The organism is Algicella marina (assembly GCF_009931615.1).
In the GTDB taxonomy this organism is placed as follows: Bacteria; Pseudomonadota; Alphaproteobacteria; order Rhodobacterales; family Rhodobacteraceae; genus Algicella; species Algicella marina.
The window spans coordinates 3,653,498-3,672,098 of record NZ_CP046620.1 but is presented as its reverse complement, the minus strand read 5'-3'; the positions used below and the strand labels follow the sequence as shown (position 1 = coordinate 3,672,098).

Below are 18,601 nucleotides of genomic sequence, written 5' to 3'. Positions count from 1 at the left end.
CGCCACCAGCAGGTTTTGTTGAAAATATTTTTCATTTCTATTAGCTATATTGAAATGGAAAAATGGGGATCACATGTCAGATCGTGAGCTTCCGAAACGCCCACGAGGCCGTCCCAGATCTGCAAGCTCTGACGGTTCCGGCGCAACGGTACAGGCCCTCGACCGGGGCCTCACACTGCTGACGGCGCTGGCTCGTCAGGACAAGGTAACGCTGTCCGATCTGGCATTTCAGGTTGGCCTGCCGCCCTCGACGGCGCACAGGCTGCTGATGACGCTGAACAAGCACGGGATGGCCACATTCGATGAAGCGTCTCAGCGGTGGATGGTGGGCCTGGAAACATTTAGGGTGGGCTCCGCTTTTCTCCGGCGGACAAATCTGGTTGAGGCAAGTCAGAACGCAATGCAGCGGCTGATGGAAGAAACGCAAGAAACGGCCAATTTGGCGATACCGGACGGGACGGATGTGGTCTTTGTCAGTCAAGTGGAGACTCACAATCCGATCCGCGCTTTTTTCCGCCCAGGCACACGCACTCCGATGCATGCCTCGGGAATCGGCAAGGCGCTCCTCGCCTCGATGCCGAGGCGGGATGTGGAACGGCTGTTGCAAAGGGCAGGTCTGGCGGCGTTTACGGAGAAGACTGTCTCGACACCTGAGGCGCTGTTCCGGGATATGGCGGACACAGCCGTGCGCGGGTGGTCCTTTGATGACGAGGAACGCTATCTGGGGATGCGGTGTGTTGCGTCCGTCGTCTATGGGCCCAGCGGACAGGCGGTGGCGGGTCTATCCGTTTCCGGGCCGACGGTTCGTATGCCCGACGGCCTGGTGCCTGAAATCGGGTCGAAGGTTCGAAGACTTGCGGCCGAAATTACTGATGCCACAGGCGGGCGCCTACCGGATTGATACCGGAAATTGTGGTGCGGACGGTGGGACTCGAACCCACACTCCCTTACGGAAAACGGATTTTCGTACCGCCACGGCTTTCGCCGCCCCTGCTGCTTCGTGGAAGCCGCAAGGTTTGCTAGTCTGGACTATCCCTTCACCATCGGCCCACGGCCCTAAGGTGCTGCCCGTCTAGTCTCTACACCTTCCCCCGGGAAAGGGGCTTGGCTCGGGATCAGCACCGGCATTGCCGGGCAGCCTTCCCCGAATTTGAGCAGTTCTACGCTCCGCGTTTCCCCGGAGGCACTCAAGTTTCCTTCAAGTCCGTTGCGTCTACCATTTCGCCACGTCCGCGTGACGGCCCAATGTAAAGCTATGCGAAGGCCAGCGTAAAGGGCGCTTGTTGCGTCATTCAGACTGCCAACGCGCGTACCGCGTTTGTGGCTGCGTCCAGCGAATCCCTGTCGGCCGAGCGAAGAACAATGTTTGTCCCGAACCGGCCGTCGCGCTGAAAAGGATATGAGCCAATGGAAACGGAAGGGTATGTACTGGCGATAAGTGCCAGCGGCTCCGCCACGTCGCTCTCGCCTTTATCTATGCGGACGCTCTCCGACATCAATGGCGCACCACCCGTGATGAGGGGCAAAGCAGACTCCACCATCGCCTCAAACACGCTGGGGACACCGGCCATGACATAGACGTTCTCAAGCTGAAAACCAGGTGCCTTGCTGACCGGATTATCTATCAGGCTTGCGCCATCCGGTATGCGTGCCATCCGCAATCGGGCCGATGTGAGGTCGGCGACGCCCCCGGGATAGTTGCTGGCAAGAACGGCACGCGCATCGTCGCGTACGTCGATTCCGACGCCGAATGCTTCCGCGATGCAATCGGCCGTGATGTCGTCATGGGTCGGGCCGATACCACCGGACGTGAAAACGTGGTTCCATCGCCGGCGAAGTTCATTGAGCGCTGCCACAATGTCCGCAGCTTCATCGCCGACAACACGGACTTCACGCAAATCGACACCGTGCGCGTTCAAGCGCCCTGCTAGGTGGTACATGTTGGCGTCACGTGTGCGTCCGGAGAGAATTTCGTCGCCGATTACCAGCATTGCCGCTGTCGGATTTGCCATCTATTCGTTCCTTGCCCCCTGCTGATACGCGAGGTAGCAGGAGGCATGATTTTCGACCCGCCCCTGATCCGCGCAACACTTCTGCGCCGGTATAAACGCTTCCTAGCCGATGTCACGCTTGAAGACGGGCAAGAAGTTGTTGCCCATTGCGCCAACCCCGGGCGGATGACTGGTGTGAATGAAAGTGGCAGTACGATCTGGTTGCAACCCAGCGACAATCCCAATCGGAAACTGAAGTTCAGTTGGAAACTGATCGAGTTACCTTGCGGCCATCTGGCCGGGATCGACACCGGGTTGCCGAACGTCATTGTCGAAGAGGCACTTTCCGCGAAACGCATTCCGGGTCTTTCTGAGTATGAGACATTCCGCCGTGAGGTCCGCTATCGACAAGGCAGCCGGGTAGACTTTCTGCTTCAGGGAGGCGGACGTGCCGATTGCTATCTGGAGGTCAAGAACGTGCATCTGCGGCGTAAAGGTACATTGGCGGAATTTCCCGACAGTGTAACCGCGCGCGGAGCAAAGCACATGGGCGACCTGATGGCGATGGCGGCGGAAGGTCACCGGGCCGTGGTGCTCTACGTAGTTCAGAGAACGGATTGCACGCGTTTCTCGATTGCCGACGATATCGACCCTGTCTATGCGGATGCCGCATTGGCCGCAAAAGCCGCGGGCGTTGAGACACTGGTGATGGCGACTCGGATTTCTACGAACGGTGTCTCCCTCGCAGATCCCCTTTCGGAAGCCAGCGTCTGTTGAAACTTGCGCTTTCGCCGTGCTTGTGGTTTTGCAAAAAGCGCTCACTGCACCTACATTTCCCGTCGAAAGGACATTGAGAGTGGAAGGTTTAACACCCGGGCGGCTGAACAGAGACGGCATTCGCATCCATTCGGACGCGGATTTCGCAGGCATGCGCAAAGCGGGAAGACTGGCCGCCGAAACTCTCGACATGATTGCGGAACATGTGGTGCCGGGCGTGGAAACCGGTGAATTGGACCGGTTGATCGAAGACTACATCGTCGCACACGGCGCCGTGTCGGCAACTATTGGTTACAAAGGTTACCAACATGCCAGTTGTATCTCCATCAATCACGTTGTCTGCCACGGAATTCCTTCGGAAAAGCGCCTGCGTGACGGGGACATCCTGAACATCGATGTTACTTGCATTGTCGATGGCTGGTACGGTGATACGTCGCGAATGTTCGTCGCCGGAAAACTGGCGCGAAAGTCTCAGCGTCTGATCGACATCACCCATGATGCTCTGATGAAGGGTATTGAAGCGGTCAAACCAGGCAATACTTTCGGCGACATCGGCCACTCTATCCAGACCTATGCTGAGGCCCAGCGGTGCAGCGTCGTTCGCGATTTTTGTGGCCACGGTCTGGGACGCGTTTTCCACGCAGCTCCCAATGTTCTCCACTATGGCCGGACGGGGACGGGGCCGGTTCTCGAACCGGGAATGTTCTTCACTATTGAACCAATGATAAATCTGGGACGTCCCGAGACCAAGGTGCTCTCAGATGGCTGGACGGCGGTTACGAAGGACAAGTCGCTGTCGGCTCAGTTCGAGCATTCCGTCGGCGTAACCGAAGATGGTTGCGAGATATTTACGCTGTCGCCCGCTAGTCTTTTTCATCCGACCTGGAAATAGAAAGTCAGGCCTTGCTGCCCGACCGCCACAGTTCGCGCCACCGGCTCTTGAGACTGCGCCTATCCCAAGGGCTAAGTCCGTCGAACGTTGGGACGTCGTCGAAATCATAGCCGATGGAGCGTTCGACCGCCCAGTCCAGCCCATCGAAGATTTTCGTGAGTTGTTGCGCTGACGGCAGCGGCACATGCTTGGGCAGGTACTTTCCGCCGTCACCCTTGAATCCATCAATGGACTGGTAGGCATTGAGCGCCAAAGCGAAGGCATCCGAGAGAGCTTGCAGGGTCCTGACGGGATCCCGGTTGACGTCTTCGAAGCGCAAATAGGCAATGTTGCCGCCCATGTCAGCCATCTCTTCCAGATACGAAATTTTGGCTGTGCGCACCGCCATCGGGCTGGTGAATACGCGCGCGGTCTTGGGCTCCAGGTCCGCAGTGCTGGGTTCCTTCGGTCCGCCTTCGCGAACGAAACCGCCAGTCCACGGCGTGCGCAGAAATTCGTCGAACGTAAGATTGTCAAAATTGTCTGTCAGTTCCAGCGGTTTGGAATGGACACTTTGCAACCAACGCACCGGGTGGCGGTAGACTACGAGTGTGAGGAGCTGTGGGGTCGCAACGACCCGGCGGTCGATAAAGCCGTGCTTCCATCCATAGGGCCTTTCCTCGACAATGCCATGGCCGAGGTTTCGGCGCAGCAGCGTGGAAACGAAGTTGGTCCCGGAATTGCGCTCTCCCAACACCTGGTAATGTGAGATACCCGGCGATCCCCCGATAAAAATCCTTGGCGAACGCCACTCCATACAAACCTCTTTGCCTGTTCTGCCCGTTTATTCCCTGCCAACTACACAAAGTCCATCTCCGGTCTTTGATTGATTAATGGCTTGTTAACCGAGAAAGGAAAAACAAAGGCATGAGCAAGGCAAGAGAACCTGGTGGGATGAGTGACGGGACGCAAATGAGCCTGCTTTCCGAACCGCTGCCCATGCCTATCAGAACGAGCGATCTACCTGAAATGGCGTACAGGCATCAGAAGGACCATCGCAAACGGCTACGGGAGCGCTTCGTGCGTGCGGGCTCTCAAGCTCTGGCAGACTACGAAATGCTGGAACTGATACTGTTCAGCGCCATCCCACGTGGCGACGTCAAACCCCTTGCCAAGGATCTCATCGCAGCCTTCGGGGACTTCAATTCCGTGGTGTCGGCGTCGCCTGAGCGGCTGGCGCATGTCCAAGGTGTTGGCGCGGCCGTCATTCGAGAATTGAAGATCGTTGAAGCGGCAGCCCACAAGCTTGCTCAGACACGGGTTCTTGGTCGCAATGCAATCACTTCCTGGGATGCACTGATTAACTATTGCAAGACAACAATGGCATATCAGGAAATCGAGCAGTTCCGTATACTTTACCTAGACCGAAAGAACATCCTCATTGCTGATGAAGAGCAGGGGCGGGGCACTGTCGATCATGTTCCGGTCTACACCCGTGAGGTTATAAAGCGAACGCTGGAACTAAACGCATCTGCCCTCATCCTCGTCCATAACCATCCGTCGGGCGATCCATCGCCTTCGACCGCAGATATCGAAATGACGAACCAGATAGTGAAAGCTGCCGCGACCATGAAAATCGTCATCCACGATCACATTGTTATTGGTCGGGAGGATATCAGCAGCTTCCGAAGCCTCGGGCTTCTATGATCCGGTTGATACGGGCAGACGGCGCTATCGGCTGATGTCCCTGAGCCAGACCTCCACCCGTCGATTGACGTTGCGCCCACGAGGGGTATCGTTGCAACCGAGAGGTGACATCTCTCCAAACCCGACGGGCTTGATCCTGACCGTCGCCTTGCGGTTTTCCGGCAGCAGTGCGCGCAAACGCTCCTCAGCCTCTTCAGCCCGTTGCTGACTAAGGCGGCGATTTTCCTGCGCCTCTCCGCGAGAATCGGTGAACCCGACGAGCAGAATTTCCTTCCGGTCATACTGGCCGGTGGCAATCATGTCGGCGAGACGTTTGAGGTCCGCTTCACCGCGGGCATCATAGTCGCGACTTCCCTCGACAAACCGAAGTGTCAGGGAGAGCCGCTCCGCCGACAAAAGTTCCTGCATCATTTCTTGGAGCTGTATGAGGCTTGTTTCTGCGCTCGAGGGCAGCATGGCCGACACAAAACGCAATCCCTGGGCGTTCACCGAGACGCCGGAAATTCCCTGATCGACGAAACCGGCGTCGGCAATGACGTCTTGCGCTTCCTCGCTTTCGAGATAATGGATGAAGCTGTCGATGCCTGAGGATTCCTGCGCAGAGCGATACATGAATATCCGTTTGGTGAACGGGTATTCTTCGGTCTTGATCGTAAAGGGATCGGCTTGAGCCCAGATGCCACACGTGCCTTCAATTAGCAGCGCCTGAGCGCTGCGCAGGTTTGAGTACGTGGTAATGCCGATGGCACCCGGATCGGACGCAACACGGTCGGAAACCTCGGCATCGGTGGGCAACGTTCGAGCAAGTGCCGAGATCTTCAGTCCCGCTGGTTCCATCACCTGTTCTTCTGCCACAAGCCACGTTCCGGTCTCTTCGTCAGATCGAAATATCGAAATCGGGCCAGGTTCTCCGCCGACTTGGGACCAATCATCAACCTGGCCAGCCAAAACAGCAGCGATTTCATCTTCGGTCATGGATTTGACAGGATTGTCACGTGAAGTGACAACTACAACGCCATCCAAAGCTGCAATGAATTGCCGCCCATCCGCAGCTGCATTTCCACGGCCGAGTGTACGGATCAGCTGAGCCTCGCCTTCCTGGATCTGACGATTGGCGACAACAAGGCCTGCATCGGATATCGCAAGTTGCTCGAAAGCTTTTGCTGTCGTGCTGGCATCTATGGAGATCGCCAGAAGGTCCTCACCCATTTCGTTGCTCAACGTCACTTCAGTCCGTTCTCCCCCCAACGGACTGACGAGCATGTCGGCGTCCTGAGAGAGGCTGTAACTCTCAATCAGAGACAGAAGCAGCGCTTCCTCAAGCCCGTGCGAGGTAACTATCCGGAATCGGGAAAACTCGTGTGAGGCTTCACCGGTCGCATCCGGACAGCCCGGCCCGGTACAGGAAACTCCTTCACGCGAGACGCGAACTTCGCCCACAGCCGTGGAAATAAGAAAGCTTGCCTGATCAGCTGCCAGTATGGAGCCTCGGAGCGTTAGGCTGCCATCCAGTGACTTCAGAACATCATCTTGGGCAATGGATTCGGTCGCCGAAAATGCGCCCAATAGAGCGCACGCAAGGATCCAATTGAGAGTCGACTTGCACAAGTTTCAGCATCCGTGCCGCAGGGGATATTGGCCCGCACACCTAGATCGAAAGGCGGAAGAACTCGTTAACGGCGCGAAATCCGGATATCGCGGATCGTGTTTGGTACCACGATTTCGGAAGCGTTTTCACAACCGGACAATGCAAACTGAATATCTCGATCTCTCTCGATATCCAAGCCTTCTGTGCGCAAGGTACGAATTACCGGCGAGTCGTTACATTCCTGCCCGAATTCGGCGAGTTTGAGAGACAGGTCAACAAGGCCACCCTGAGTACGGCTGGTTTCAAACAGAGTATAAACCTCTGCGCGAAGGCCAGGGCCTGTTTCGGGGCCAAGCGCTAGCAGGTAGCCACCGCCGGAACGGCGTGCTTCGCGATAGTTCTTCGGCTGTTCGGCCCATACATGACCTTCGGATGCTTCCTGCGCACCAAACTCGAGCGCATGAAGGTCGAAGTTAATATCTGCATCCCAGGTGACCGCGACGCGCGTCACCTTGCTGAGATTGGTGACGCTGATCGCGCCCTCTTCTTCGGCACCGTCGGCAAAGGAAACCTTGACCGTCGCATCCGAAACAAGAGCCGGAACGATAACATTTGCCATACCCTCGGCATCGGTATTAGCCGAGAACGCCATGCCCGAATGCTCTACGGTAAACTGTTCATTCGGGCGGCAAGGAGATACGATCGATGCAACGATTTCAGCGCCAACCTGGACCTGCAGCGCCATGTCGACACCGCAATTCTTGACGACCTCTTCAACTGCAACTTCGGGATCGACGGCCGGAACCGTTGACAGCTCCTCGTCAGTCGTGAGGGCCGCAACTTCCTGTTCCGGCTCCACAGTCTCAGCCTCTGCGACCGGGGTTTCGACTGTAGGAACCTCCGCTGCCTTCGGTGCTTCCGGAGTAGGACGTGCTGCCGGTGTCGAAAGGCCGGACAGTGCCTCTACATCGTCGGTAGCAAGGGAAGCCACCAGCGTCGGGGCATTGGACCCGGTCGGAACCGGACGGTCAGCCTGCGGCAAAGGCGTCACCTGACCCAGATCACCAATGTCAGGCGCCTGCGCACCAAGACCATCGCTTACGGAGTAGTCTTTCGGACGCGGGGCCGAGGTCGTGTTCGTCGGAACAACCGCCGCAACGGTGCGCTCTTCTTCCGGCGACAACAGCGCCTTGGCTGCGGAAACGGTCACGCCGAGAAAGGAACTGCTGCGCGCCAAGCTGGCCAAAACGCCGGAGCTTTCTGGCGTCTCCGGCTGGGGAGTTGCCTCAGGCGCATCGGCCACGCGGGTCTGGGCGGCGGGCGCCGCTTCCTTGATGTCGGCCACAGCAGGTGCAGGAGCCGCGGTCGGCGCACTCGGAGCAGACGGCGATGAAGGTGCAGTCGGAGCGGCAGCCATTTGCTGTGCAGGTGCTGTCGGCGTACCGCCACCGAGGGCCGGCGCCGATGGTGAAGACGGAGCGCCAGCAAGAGATGTGCCGGGCTGCGGCGCAGGTGCGCTCATCGATGTTGAGGCAGCCAGACCTGACGGAGCCGTCGGGCGTGAAGGATTACGTTGCGGTGTCGTATCGGCCATTGCGATGGAAATGTCGCTTTCCTCACCGCCCGGCATCGGCGACGCCATGGAGATACCCCCCATGGAAACATTGCCTGCACGTGCGGACGCTGTCGAAACGTTCACACCGCTGTCCGTCATGTTCGCAATATCAGTGCTCTGCACATTCACTGCGACCGCCACATCGCGATTGCGGATGCTTTCAGTCGCCTCGGTCGGAGTAATAACTTCTGCGGTCGACGGAATTTCAAGTCGCACCGGCCGCTGCATCGCAAACTGCGGCGACTGCTGCTCCGGTGCCGCTGCCTGACCGGTCATATCAGTCATGATTGACGGCGCGCTGCCGCCGGATTCCAGCGGCTTGCCACTGGCCTCCGCTTCACGGCGGGCCATCTCGATGGCTTCCTGTTTTTCCTTGTCGACGTTGATGACGTTGAGCGTGACAATCGTCGCTTCACATTCGCCTTCGAACGGAACGCAGTACGACATCTCAAGTTTGTCGATGCAGTCAAGTGAATCGGAATACTGGATTGCGCCGTTGATCGCCTCTGCCAAGCCACATTCCGGCGGCTCCACGATCGAGAGAGCGGAAACGTCTACCAAGTCCTTGTTCTTGTCGTTCAGGAGAACGTCCAACGACTGGAGACGACCGGCACGCAGCTGAAAGGTATCCGGCTTCGGCTGGAACTTGGCGGATCCACCAAGGAGAGACTGACCGTCTTCACCACGGCTCAGAAGGGCCCCGACACCGATGAACAGCACCAGTGCCGTGAGTATCGTCATAAAACGATCGTCCAGTTTCACGCCCGATTCCTCCTACGCCATCGGTTACCGATCACCAATATAGATGCGGAATATCCAAATTTTAACAAGTTCTTACACAAACGAGTTAACTTTGCTTTTTCCGCAACAGGTACACACAGATTGGACCCCAAACTGCTCCCGAGACCATCATCTAGTGCCCCGAATCGACTTAAATAAGGCCAAACATCATTTTTTGAACATATTTATGTTGGGCTGTCTGTACCGGAATTTACACAATTCCATGAGATGAGGCGACGCCAATTCTGTTTCAGCGTCGCCCCAAAAATCACTTCTTGCCGTAGACCGAGGCAGCAGTCTGGACATTCGACCGCTTCTTGATGAGGTCAAGAATTTCCGTGTCGCCCTCCTGCTCTTTTGTGGGGGCGAACAATGCCTTGCCGCGTTCATCTACACCTTCTGGCGCGTCACACAGGAAATAGGCCGCAAGACTGCGGCGGGTTTCGTCGTCCGGACAGGTCAGTGGCTCTGGCAGGCCATGCCAGCTGTTCTGCGTAGTATCGAAGATGACGGCGCGGTTAAAGATGGCAGGCACTGACTTTTCCAGGTCACCGGGTTTCTCATCGGTCTCGTTGCCCCAAAGGCCCAGAGAGCCGCCCCAGTCTTCCTGCCAGTTGGAATTCATGTAGATGATGATGTTGAGTTTCCGCTGCAACCCAAGCTTTGGGTGCAGAGAATAATCGAGATGTGTGTTCAGCTTGCCGCCCTTCTTGTGCATGTGCCAGCCACCACCATTCAGACCGTTGTCTGCATAAAGTTTCATGCCGCCGAGCGCATTGTCGGACAGCAGTTGCAGGAATTCCGGCGAGTTCAAAACATTGAAGGTGTTGTAGGTAAGGGGCGGAAACGTGTTCCAGATGTTGGACACTTTCTTGATCTCGATCGGATTGTCGTACTGGTGCCAAACCTCATCGTCGAAACCTGGGAACTCTGCCTCAAGCGCAGCGGCGACCTCCGGTTTGAAAAAGTTGTCGATAACGCAGTGATCGAACGGACCTTCTGCGCCATATGATTTCAGACACGCTTTGAAGTTATCAACATCGATTAATTCCGAAACCGATTTGAACATTTCTTCTCCTATCATTCTCTTACGAGCAGATGGCCACACGAAGTAGGCCGATCCACACGATACTCAGCACGAAAAAACCAGGCCCCCACTCGGGTTCTGATCGTTCCCGGAAAGTCGCTGCGTCTTCACCTGTTGTCGCCAATGGACCAGGCGGCAAAGCCGGGGCCAGCACGCTCGACTCAGCAGCTACTATCTACACTTTTTTGGCATAAAAATGTTCGAAAGATCACCTTGTCTGCACGATATCTCAATCTGCCCAATTAAGTACCAAGTCGCGCGGATTACCTTACACCCGCCCGTGACAATGCTTGTATTTTTTGCCGGAACCACAGGGGCAAGGTTCATTCCGGCCCGAGAGCGACCAAGTGGTTTCGTCACCTGGATCAATCTCCGGCCGGGCAGGAGAAACTGCTTCCGGGCTGGAATCGCCCGCTGTCACAGGGGCGGCACTGGCCGTTTCTGTCTCGCTTGCTGCCTGCCCCGCCCGTGCCTGAGCCTGCAACTGCTCAATCATGGCCTTTTGCTCTTCGGCGGTCATCAATTTGAGATGCGCCATCTTCTGCGTCACTTCCACCCTCAGGCGGTTGAGCAGGTTCTCGAAAAGTGTAAAGCCTTCAGTTTTGTACTCGTTCAATGGATCTCTTTGAGCATAACCACGGAAGCCGACCACTGAACGAAGATGATCGAGTGTCAGCAAATGCTCGCGCCATTGCGCGTCAATGGTCTGGAGGAGCACCTGCTTTTCGACAGATCGAATGACTTCCGGCCCATACTGCGCAACCTTTTGTGCCATGAGCTTGTCAGCTTCCGAAGTAATCCGCTCCCTGAACACATCGTCGTCGACGCCGTCTTCCTCGCCCCACTGCATGATCGGCAGATCGAGATTCAGCAGCCGGATGGTCTCAGCGTAAAGACCTTGGGTATTCCATTGGTCCGGGTAGGCTTTCGGCGGAATATGAGCGGTGACGAGATCGTCGATCACATCCTCGCGCATGTCAGCAATCGTTTCCGAAACATCGTCTTGCTCCATGATTTCACGCCGCTGTTCGAAGATCGTCTTGCGCTGATCGTTCATGACATCGTCGAACTTGAGCAAGTTCTTGCGGATGTCGAAATTGCGGGCTTCGACCTTTCGCTGCGCCTTCTCCAGCGCCTTGTTGATCCAGGGATGGACGATGGCTTCGCCTTCCTTCAGGCCCAAACGGCGAAGCATCGTGTCCAGGCGCTCCGAACCGAAGATCCGCATCAGGTCGTCTTCGAGACTGACAAAGAACAAGGTAGTGCCGGGATCGCCCTGACGCCCGGAACGGCCTCTAAGCTGGTTGTCGATACGGCGGCTTTCGTGGCGCTCCGTCGCGAGCACAAAAAGCCCGCCAGCGTCCAGCGCCTTCTTCTTCGCATCCGCAACTTCGGCCTGCACCCTCTCCCGGATCGCGACAGGATCAGCGTTCTCTCCGGCGGCCTCGAGTTCTTCGAGAATGCGGGAATCGACGTTTCCACCGAGTTGAATATCTGTACCGCGTCCAGCCATGTTGGTGGCGATGGTAACCGCACCAGGCACACCAGCATCCGCGATGATCTTTGCCTCCTGCTCATGGAAACGAGCATTGAGGACGTTGTGGGGCACGTTGGCGGCCTTCAGAAGTTGCGACAGGGCTTCGGACTTCTCAATCGAAATAGTTCCGACCAAGGTCGGCTGGCCGGCCTTGTGAGCTTCAACGACCCGCTCGACGACCGCTTCGTATTTTTCTCGCTCGGTGCGATAAACCCTGTCGTCCTCGTCGGCACGCTTGATTGGCAGGTTGGTGGGAACCTCCACCACCCCTAGCCCGTAGATCGTCTGAAACTCTTCCGCTTCGGTCTGCGCCGTACCCGTCATGCCTCCCAACTTTTCGTAGAGGCGGAAATAGTTCTGGAAGGTAACACTGGCGAGCGTCACGTTTTCCGGCTTGATGTCGACGTCTTCCTTGGCTTCCAGAGCCTGATGGAGACCATCCGACAAACGACGGCCTTCCATCATCCTGCCAGTAAACTCATCGATCAGCATCACCTCGCCATTGCGGACAATATAATCTTTGTCCTTTTTGAACAGCTTGTGCGCCTTCAAACCCTGTGTGACGTGATGAACCAGAGTTGCACTCTCCGGGTCGTACATGCTTGCGTCGCCCGTAAGCAGTCCGTCCGCATGAAGGCGCTGTTCCAGAAATTCATTGCCAGCTTCCGTCAACGTCGTCTGACGAAACTTCTCATCTATTTCGTAATGCTCTTCTGTCAGGGCCGGAATAAGCTTGTCGATGGTTACGTACAGACTGCTCCGATCTTCGGCAGGTCCGGAAATGATCAATGGCGTTCGGGCCTCGTCGATCAGGATACTGTCCACCTCATCGACAATCGCGAAATAGTGATCGCGCTGGAATATCTCTGAGAGATCTGTCTTCATGTTGTCGCGCAGATAATCGAAGCCAAGTTCATTATTCGTCGCGTATGTAACGTCGGACGCATAGGCCTTCTGCTTCTCCACCCCGTCCACACCGGGAACGACCACTCCAGTCGTAAGGCCAAGTGCCGCATAGACGCTGCTCATCCACTCGGCATCTCGTCGCGCGAGGTAATCGTTCACAGTGACGACGTGCACTCCACGACCTGCAATTGCATTAAGATAGACCGGCAGCGTGGCCATGAGCGTCTTGCCTTCGCCGGTTTTCATCTCGGATATATTGCCTTGGTGCAGGAATATGCCGCCCATAAGCTGCACATCGAAAGGACGAAGCCCCAGCGCTCTGACGGCAGCCTCCCGTGCATTCGCAAAGGCTTCGGGCAGCAGGCTGTCCAATGTCTCACCATTCGCGAAACGCTGTCTGAACTCGGCTGTCTTGGCAATCAGTCCGGCATCGTCCAGTGCCTGAAATTCCGGTTCCAGCGCGTTGATCCGCGCAACGGTGCTACGAACGGCTTTGATTTTCCGGTCATTGGGCGTGCCCAAAACCTTCTTCTTGATCGTGCCTAGGCCCATCATGAATGATCTGTCTCTTTCAGCGTTCTTGCGCAATAACTTGGCGTCGGGAGGCCCGGGTCTCACCCAGAGTCCCCATCTGCGCCACTGACCGGCCTTGTCCGGCACGGAATTGCACTTTATGTGGGCTCCAAGATGATCGCACCCATCCCAGACCGGTCTCATCTAAGGGGAGGGTGTGCACCTGTCAACGGCACCCAAGGTGTCCCGGTCGGCCAGATGGCCAGCCAGAAACTGGAGATTTCACATGATCCTTAAACGCCAACTCCTCGCCACGGGCCTAACTGCGTCCACGTTGCTACTTTGCACTGCCGCGAACGCCCAGGAAACGAACGTTACCGAGGAGGAGCCGCAGGCAACCGAAGCTGTTGCGGAGTATTCTGCCGAGACGGTCGTTGCGACGGTGGGCGATACGGAAATCACGCTTGGCGAGATTGCCCTACTTTCGCAGATGTTACCCGATCAATACAAGCAATTGCCTGACGAGACACTTATCGAAGGTATTGTCGAGCAGCTTGTCGATCAGACCCTGCTCGCCGAAGAGGCGGGCTCGGAAGATGATTGGAGCCAGCGCCTCAAGCTTCAGGTCGAATTGGAACGCAAAGCCGTCTTGGCGAGAACAACGGTCGATACCGAAATGGCGAAACCGGTGGACGAGAAGCAGGTTCAGGCCGCGTATAATGAAGCAATCGGCAGCCTGCCGGCGGAAACCGAGTACAGCGCTTCGCATATTTTGGTTGAGACCGAGGAAAAAGCCAAGGAACTGAAAGAAACCATCGAGAACGGAGCCGATTTCGCTGACACAGCGAAAGCCGAGAGCACCGGCCCCTCCGGCCCCAATGGCGGTTCGCTTGGATGGTTCGGCGCCGGAGCAATGGTGCCGGAATTCGACAGCGTGGTGACGACAATGGAAGTCGGCACAGTATCGGAACCAGTGCAGACGCAATTTGGCTGGCACATAATTCAACTCAACGAGACACGTGAGAAGGCCAAGCCGACCCTGGAAGAAACGCGTGCAGAGTTCGAGAACCAGATCCGGCAGCAGCGGCTTCAGGAGCAACTCGAAGCCCTGAGAAGCGAGGCCCAGGTTAATATCGATCTCGACGCGGTGCCAGCTTCGGCCATCCGCGACATCACAATCTTCGATCAATAAGAGACCCGGCCATGGCCAAAATCACCCATGTTTCACCTCTTGCGCCTGCAGGCGGTTTTCCCGAACTGCCTCCGATAGCCGGCGTACGTTTCGCCACGGCAGAGGCGGGTGTGCGGTATCAGGGTCGTACGGATGTGGCGTTGATTTCCGCAGACGCCGGCAGCACGGTTGCCGGCGTTTTCACAACCTCGTCCACGCGTGCCGCGCCGGTATTGTGGTGTGAGGAGTCGTTGCGCAACTCGACGCTTGTTGACGACAAGGGCTTTGCAATCCTTGTGAATTCCGGGAATGCAAACGCTTTTACGGGTGCGGTCGGCGCGGATAGTTCGCGGCGTTGTGCCGAAGCTGTGGCCAAGGCTCTGGAGATACCCTCCAACCATGTATTTCTGTCTTCGACCGGCGTGATCGGCGAACCTCTACCAGATGACCGGATCATAGCGAAATTGCCCTTGCTAGAAGCTGACCTTTCAGACTCTGCGATCGCTGATGCCGCAAGAGCTATAATGACCACAGATACATTTCCGAAAGGAGCAGTCCGTAAGCTGGATTTAGACGGAAAAACCATCACGCTGACCGGCATTGCCAAGGGTTCCGGCATGATCGCTCCCGATATGGCGACCATGCTTGTCTACCTTTTCACTGACGCACCGGTTGCCACCGAATTGTTGCAGCAGATGGTTTCCAAGGCCAATGCTTCCACTTTCAACTGTATCACGGTCGACAGCGACACATCGACATCAGACACATTGCTGATGATCGCGACCGGAAAGGCTGACATCGATAGGCTCGATTCCGAGGAAGACCCGCGTGCCCTTACATTCGGAAATGCCTTGCACAGCCTGATGCTCGACTTGGCGCATCAGGTTGTGAAGGATGGCGAAGGAGCGACAAAGTTCGTCGAAGTCCGGATTAGTGGTGCCAGCTCTGATGCAGACGCCCACCGAATCGGCAAGGCGATCGCAGATTCGCCGTTGGTAAAAACGGCAATTGCCGGCGAAGATCCCAATTGGGGCCGAGTGGTCATGGCGGTCGGAAAATCCGGAGCGGCGGCAGACAGGGACAGGCTGTCAATCTCCTTCGGGGACATACTCGTGGCTGACAAAGGCTGGGTCTCGCCGACCTACCAAGAGCAGGACGGCGCCGACTACATGAAAAATTCGGATATCGTGATCAATGTCGACATCGGCCTCGGCGAAGGAAGCGCCACAGTTTGGACCTGCGACCTGACCAAACAATATATTGCAATCAACGCGGACTATCGCTCTTGAAGACGGTCTTGGTCTCGGCTGTCGCACTCATCGACCGGGATGGCCGCTTACTTCTGGCACAGCGCCCCAAGGGTAAACCCATGGAAGGCCTATGGGAATTTCCCGGCGGCAAGGTCGAGAGCGGTGAGACTCCAGAGATTGCCCTAATCCGGGAATTGCGTGAGGAACTCGGCATCGAAACTTGGCGAAGCTGTCTGGCGCCACTGACTTTTGCGAGCCACAGCTATCCGGATTTTCACCTACTCATGCCTCTGTTTGTGTGCCGAAAATGGGAAGGCACTCCCTCACCGGTCGAGGGGCAGGTTTTGAAATGGGTTCATGTTCGCGACCTGAAAAACTTCCCCATGCCCGAAGCAGATTTACCACTGATCCCAATCCTTCGTGATTGGCTGTGACAACACAGATCCTCAATTTTTCAACAGTTCCTTAAACTGTGGCTTGCATTCTTAGGAAATGAAGGCATTTTTGTGACACGCCAACGGGGAAGTACTCACAGAAGTGCGCACAAGAATGGTGGTTTGGGAGAAATAGAAATGCTTCAGACAATACAGACAGGCACACATATCTCTATTCAGGGTGAGTTCGTGCGTAAATATGCCGATGGCAATGTGATGGTTCGCGTAGGTCCGGCCTACTATGTGGGTAAGCCGATCGTATCCACGGTTCGCCGTGTAGATGCGCCATCTGTGGAATTGAGCGCCGTAAGCGCCTAACAGACACCGTCGCCGCGATCAGCGCGGCGGCATCCATCCCGACAGTTCATCCTGGACAATTGCCTGCATCATATCGATGTGGGCTTCCTGATCATTTAGACACGGGATGTATGTGAAAACCTCGCCGCCCGCCTCTTCAAAGCTTTCCTTGATCTCCTCGTTTATTTCTTCAAGCGTTTCTACACAATCACTCGAAAACGCTGGTGCCATGATGGCAATGTTCTTCTTTCCCCCGGAAGCCAATCGCGCGACTTCCTCGACAGTATATGGTTGCAGCCACTCCTCCGGCCCGAACTTCGACTGGAAGGTGACGACGATCTCTGTATCCTCCCATCCTAGGCGATCCTTCAGCAGGCGAGACGTCTTGCGGCATTGGCAGTGATATGGGTCGCCTTCCTTGAGGTAACGGGTCGGCATGCCGTGGTAGGATGTGACCAGCACATCCGGCCTTCTGGAAAGCTCCGAATATGCCCGTTCCACGGATTGCGCCAGCGCTTCGATATACAGGGGATGATCATAGTAGGCGGCAACCGTTCGAATCGCGGGTTGCCAGTTCATCTTCATCAGCACCCGAAATGCCTGGTCGTTTGCCGTAGCCGTCGTCGGGGCAGAGTATTGTGGGTAAAGAGGGAAAAAAATGATCTTCTCGCACCCCTTTTCCCTCAACTCCTCGATCACGGACCGCGTGGAAGGATTGCCGTAGCGCATACAGAACTCGACGATGACGTGGTCACCGTATGTTTCCCTTAACCGTGCCGCCAATTTTTCTGCCTGAGCTCGCGTTGTGGTCAACAGCGGGCTTTCATTCTTGTCGTTGTTCCAGATACTCCGATAGGCTGCTCCGCTGGAAAATGGCCTCTTTGTCAGGATTATGCCCTGCAGCAGCGGCTGCCAAAGCCAAGGCGAATAATCAATCACACGACGGTCGCTCAGAAACTCGTTCAAATAACGGCGCATGGACCAATAGTCTGTCGCATCCGGAGTTCCGAGATTGGCTAGAACTATGCCGATGCGCGCTTTCGGAATCGCCGGATGAGAGTCTTCGGCGAATGCAAGCCTGTCGCTCTCGCCTTGGGATAAGGCCAAGGGACTGTTCTCTGGCATCGATGCTTATCTTCCTTTTGATTTCTGCCGCTAGTCACTGTCATTGCGAAGTATCGCGGCCGTCAGTTCAGTCAATCTTTCTGCATGGGTCTCGGTGTCGCATCTTCTGCAGAATGTTCCTCCACTTGAAGCGCATCGGCGAGCCTCATTTTGGCCGATCCCGGACGCAGTGCTTGCGGTTGGTCGGGAGACGGCGCCCATCCGGTCAGGAACACAATTTCGGCGGTGGCCCGGATACGGTCACCTTCTGCCGGGAAGTGCTGGCGATATAAGCTCTCGGCCAAAGCCAAAACATCGCGACGGAAAAATCCACGCTCTCTCGCAGCTAGAACATTGGTCTCTCCCATCGCCCTGAGATCGCGCATCAATGCTGTCGCATTTTCGTAGGTGACTTCGGTCAACGAGGCATCGACAACGGGTAAGGCGAAACCGGCTCTCTGCAACAGCGACCCTAGCTCTCTTATTTCACCCATCGGGGCCACCCGCGGAGAGAGACCCGATCGGATTTTTGCTTCTGCCTCCGCCAGTACAGCCCGAAGCTCGGACAGCGACCGTCCTCCGAAGCAGCAAGCGATCATCAATCCATCTGGCTGAAGTGCGAGACGCATCTGAACCAACTGTCCGACCGGGTCATTGGCCCAATGCAATGACAAGGCATGGACGATCAGATCGTGAGAGCCTTTCTTGAATGGCAGGATTTCAGCATCCGGCAAAACCACAGCAGTGTTCTCGATGCCAAGCCATCGGGACCATTCTTCTGCCTGCGGCCCGATCACAGCCGGTGCTGTAAAGACTCTGTTAATGTCTTCGAGTCTTTCTCTGACTTCGGCTGCCGCCTGCCTCTGGAGAAAATGGGCAGGTGCAAGCGCCGCGCGGTGCCTACGCTGAGAGAGGGCTTCGCTATCAAACAGACGAGGGGCCGATGACATCCAAATTCCTTTTCCCGGCACAT

Annotated in this window: 15 protein-coding genes; 7 read left to right on the top strand and 8 right to left on the bottom strand. The window is 56.3% G+C overall.

Going from position 1 to position 18,601, the window contains the following annotated elements:
* The first annotated feature begins 73 nt into the window (after positions 1-73).
* Entirely contained in the window at positions 74-901 is an 828-nt protein-coding gene (gene bhcR, locus GO499_RS17935; RefSeq protein ID WP_161863471.1) for an HTH-type transcriptional regulator BhcR, read from the top strand.
* Positions 902-1,292: 391 nt separating this feature from the next.
* Here the strand turns inward: bhcR and GO499_RS17930 are convergent, their stop codons facing one another.
* Entirely contained in the window at positions 1,293-2,012 is a 720-nt protein-coding gene (locus GO499_RS17930; protein ID WP_161863470.1) for a competence/damage-inducible protein A, read from the bottom strand.
* A 45-nt stretch (positions 2,013-2,057) separates the two neighbouring features.
* Here GO499_RS17930 and sfsA point away from each other — a divergent pair, with 45 nt between their 5' ends.
* Both sfsA and map read left to right on the top strand, forming a co-directional pair.
* Positions 2,058-2,768 carry a DNA/RNA nuclease SfsA gene (sfsA, locus tag GO499_RS17925; protein WP_161863469.1) on the top strand — a complete coding sequence of 237 codons (711 nt, stop codon included), beginning with the start codon at positions 2,058-2,060 and terminating at the stop codon, positions 2,766-2,768.
* A gap of 79 nt (positions 2,769-2,847) precedes the next feature.
* Positions 2,848-3,660 (top strand): type I methionyl aminopeptidase, encoded by an 813-nt coding sequence (map, locus tag GO499_RS17920; RefSeq protein WP_161864054.1) that lies wholly within the window; start codon positions 2,848-2,850, stop codon positions 3,658-3,660.
* A 4-nt stretch (positions 3,661-3,664) separates the two neighbouring features.
* Here the strand turns inward: map and GO499_RS17915 are convergent, their stop codons facing one another.
* On the bottom strand, positions 3,665-4,456 hold the full coding sequence (locus GO499_RS17915; RefSeq protein WP_161863468.1) for a hypothetical protein: 792 nt from the start codon (positions 4,454-4,456) through the stop codon (positions 3,665-3,667).
* A gap of 182 nt (positions 4,457-4,638) precedes the next feature.
* On the opposite strand from GO499_RS17915, the gene radC reads away from it, so the two are divergent.
* Positions 4,639-5,346, top strand: coding sequence for a RadC family protein (gene radC / locus GO499_RS17910; RefSeq protein WP_284155003.1), 708 nt, complete (start codon positions 4,639-4,641; stop codon positions 5,344-5,346).
* A 24-nt stretch (positions 5,347-5,370) separates the two neighbouring features.
* On the opposite strand, the gene GO499_RS17905 is transcribed toward radC, so the two are convergent.
* The 4 genes from GO499_RS17905 to secA form a co-directional block, all read right to left on the bottom strand.
* Complete coding sequence (locus GO499_RS17905) at positions 5,371-6,609, bottom strand: phosphate ABC transporter substrate-binding/OmpA family protein (protein WP_161863467.1); 1,239 nt, start codon at positions 6,607-6,609, stop codon at positions 5,371-5,373.
* 410 nt (positions 6,610-7,019) lie between these two features.
* The gene (locus tag GO499_RS17900) at positions 7,020-9,311 is read right to left on the bottom strand and encodes a hypothetical protein (RefSeq protein ID WP_161863466.1); all 2,292 of its coding nucleotides are present in this window, start codon (positions 9,309-9,311) and stop codon (positions 7,020-7,022) included.
* Positions 9,312-9,597: 286 nt separating this feature from the next.
* Positions 9,598-10,398, bottom strand: coding sequence for a 2OG-Fe(II) oxygenase (locus tag GO499_RS17895; protein ID WP_161864052.1), 801 nt, complete (start codon positions 10,396-10,398; stop codon positions 9,598-9,600).
* Between the two features lie 286 nt (positions 10,399-10,684).
* Positions 10,685-13,414, bottom strand: a complete 2,730-nt coding sequence (gene secA, locus GO499_RS17890; RefSeq protein ID WP_161863465.1) for a preprotein translocase subunit SecA — start codon at positions 13,412-13,414, stop codon at positions 10,685-10,687.
* A gap of 244 nt (positions 13,415-13,658) precedes the next feature.
* On the opposite strand from secA, the gene GO499_RS17885 reads away from it, so the two are divergent.
* The 3 genes from GO499_RS17885 to GO499_RS17875 are packed head-to-tail and all read left to right on the top strand — an operon-like array spanning position 13,659 to position 16,227.
* Positions 13,659-14,564: a peptidylprolyl isomerase gene (locus GO499_RS17885; protein WP_161863464.1), complete on the top strand. Its 906-nt coding sequence runs from the start codon at positions 13,659-13,661 to the stop codon at positions 14,562-14,564.
* 11 nt (positions 14,565-14,575) lie between these two features.
* Entirely contained in the window at positions 14,576-15,832 is a 1,257-nt protein-coding gene (gene argJ / locus GO499_RS17880) for a bifunctional glutamate N-acetyltransferase/amino-acid acetyltransferase ArgJ (RefSeq protein WP_161863463.1), read from the top strand.
* Positions 15,829-16,227, top strand: coding sequence for a (deoxy)nucleoside triphosphate pyrophosphohydrolase (locus GO499_RS17875; RefSeq protein WP_161863462.1), 399 nt, complete (start codon positions 15,829-15,831; stop codon positions 16,225-16,227). Before argJ ends, GO499_RS17875 begins: the two co-directional genes overlap by 4 nt.
* A gap of 336 nt (positions 16,228-16,563) precedes the next feature.
* Here GO499_RS17875 and hemH read toward each other — a convergent pair whose 3' ends face one another.
* Together hemH and GO499_RS17865 are read right to left on the bottom strand one after the other, a co-directional pair.
* The gene (gene hemH / locus GO499_RS17870) at positions 16,564-17,649 is read right to left on the bottom strand and encodes a ferrochelatase (RefSeq protein WP_161863461.1); all 1,086 of its coding nucleotides are present in this window, start codon (positions 17,647-17,649) and stop codon (positions 16,564-16,566) included.
* A gap of 71 nt (positions 17,650-17,720) precedes the next feature.
* The gene (locus GO499_RS17865; protein ID WP_161863460.1) at positions 17,721-18,578 is read right to left on the bottom strand and encodes a methyltransferase domain-containing protein; all 858 of its coding nucleotides are present in this window, start codon (positions 18,576-18,578) and stop codon (positions 17,721-17,723) included.
* Positions 18,579-18,601 lie beyond the last annotated feature (23 nt).

What these genes read in the sequence shown, in the direction of transcription:
- radC (WP_284155003.1), top strand. Translation starts at nt 4,639, where the DNA reads ATGCCTATCAGAACGAGCGATCTACCTGAAATGGCGTACAGGCATCAG.
- GO499_RS17915 (WP_161863468.1), bottom strand. Translation starts at nt 4,456, where the DNA reads ATGGAGTGGCGTTCGCCAAGGATTTTTATCGGGGGATCGCCGGGTATC.
- secA (WP_161863465.1), bottom strand. Translation starts at nt 13,414, where the DNA reads ATGATGGGCCTAGGCACGATCAAGAAGAAGGTTTTGGGCACGCCCAAT.
- GO499_RS17930 (WP_161863470.1), bottom strand. Translation starts at nt 2,012, where the DNA reads ATGGCAAATCCGACAGCGGCAATGCTGGTAATCGGCGACGAAATTCTC.
- GO499_RS17865 (WP_161863460.1), bottom strand. Translation starts at nt 18,578, where the DNA reads ATGTCATCGGCCCCTCGTCTGTTTGATAGCGAAGCCCTCTCTCAGCGT.
- bhcR (WP_161863471.1), top strand. Translation starts at nt 74, where the DNA reads ATGTCAGATCGTGAGCTTCCGAAACGCCCACGAGGCCGTCCCAGATCT.
- argJ (WP_161863463.1), top strand. Translation starts at nt 14,576, where the DNA reads ATGGCCAAAATCACCCATGTTTCACCTCTTGCGCCTGCAGGCGGTTTT.
- GO499_RS17885 (WP_161863464.1), top strand. Translation starts at nt 13,659, where the DNA reads ATGATCCTTAAACGCCAACTCCTCGCCACGGGCCTAACTGCGTCCACG.
- GO499_RS17895 (WP_161864052.1), bottom strand. Translation starts at nt 10,398, where the DNA reads ATGTTCAAATCGGTTTCGGAATTAATCGATGTTGATAACTTCAAAGCG.
- sfsA (WP_161863469.1), top strand. Translation starts at nt 2,058, where the DNA reads ATGATTTTCGACCCGCCCCTGATCCGCGCAACACTTCTGCGCCGGTAT.
- GO499_RS17905 (WP_161863467.1), bottom strand. Translation starts at nt 6,609, where the DNA reads ATGCTCGTCAGTCCGTTGGGGGGAGAACGGACTGAAGTGACGTTGAGC.
- hemH (WP_161863461.1), bottom strand. Translation starts at nt 17,649, where the DNA reads ATGCCAGAGAACAGTCCCTTGGCCTTATCCCAAGGCGAGAGCGACAGG.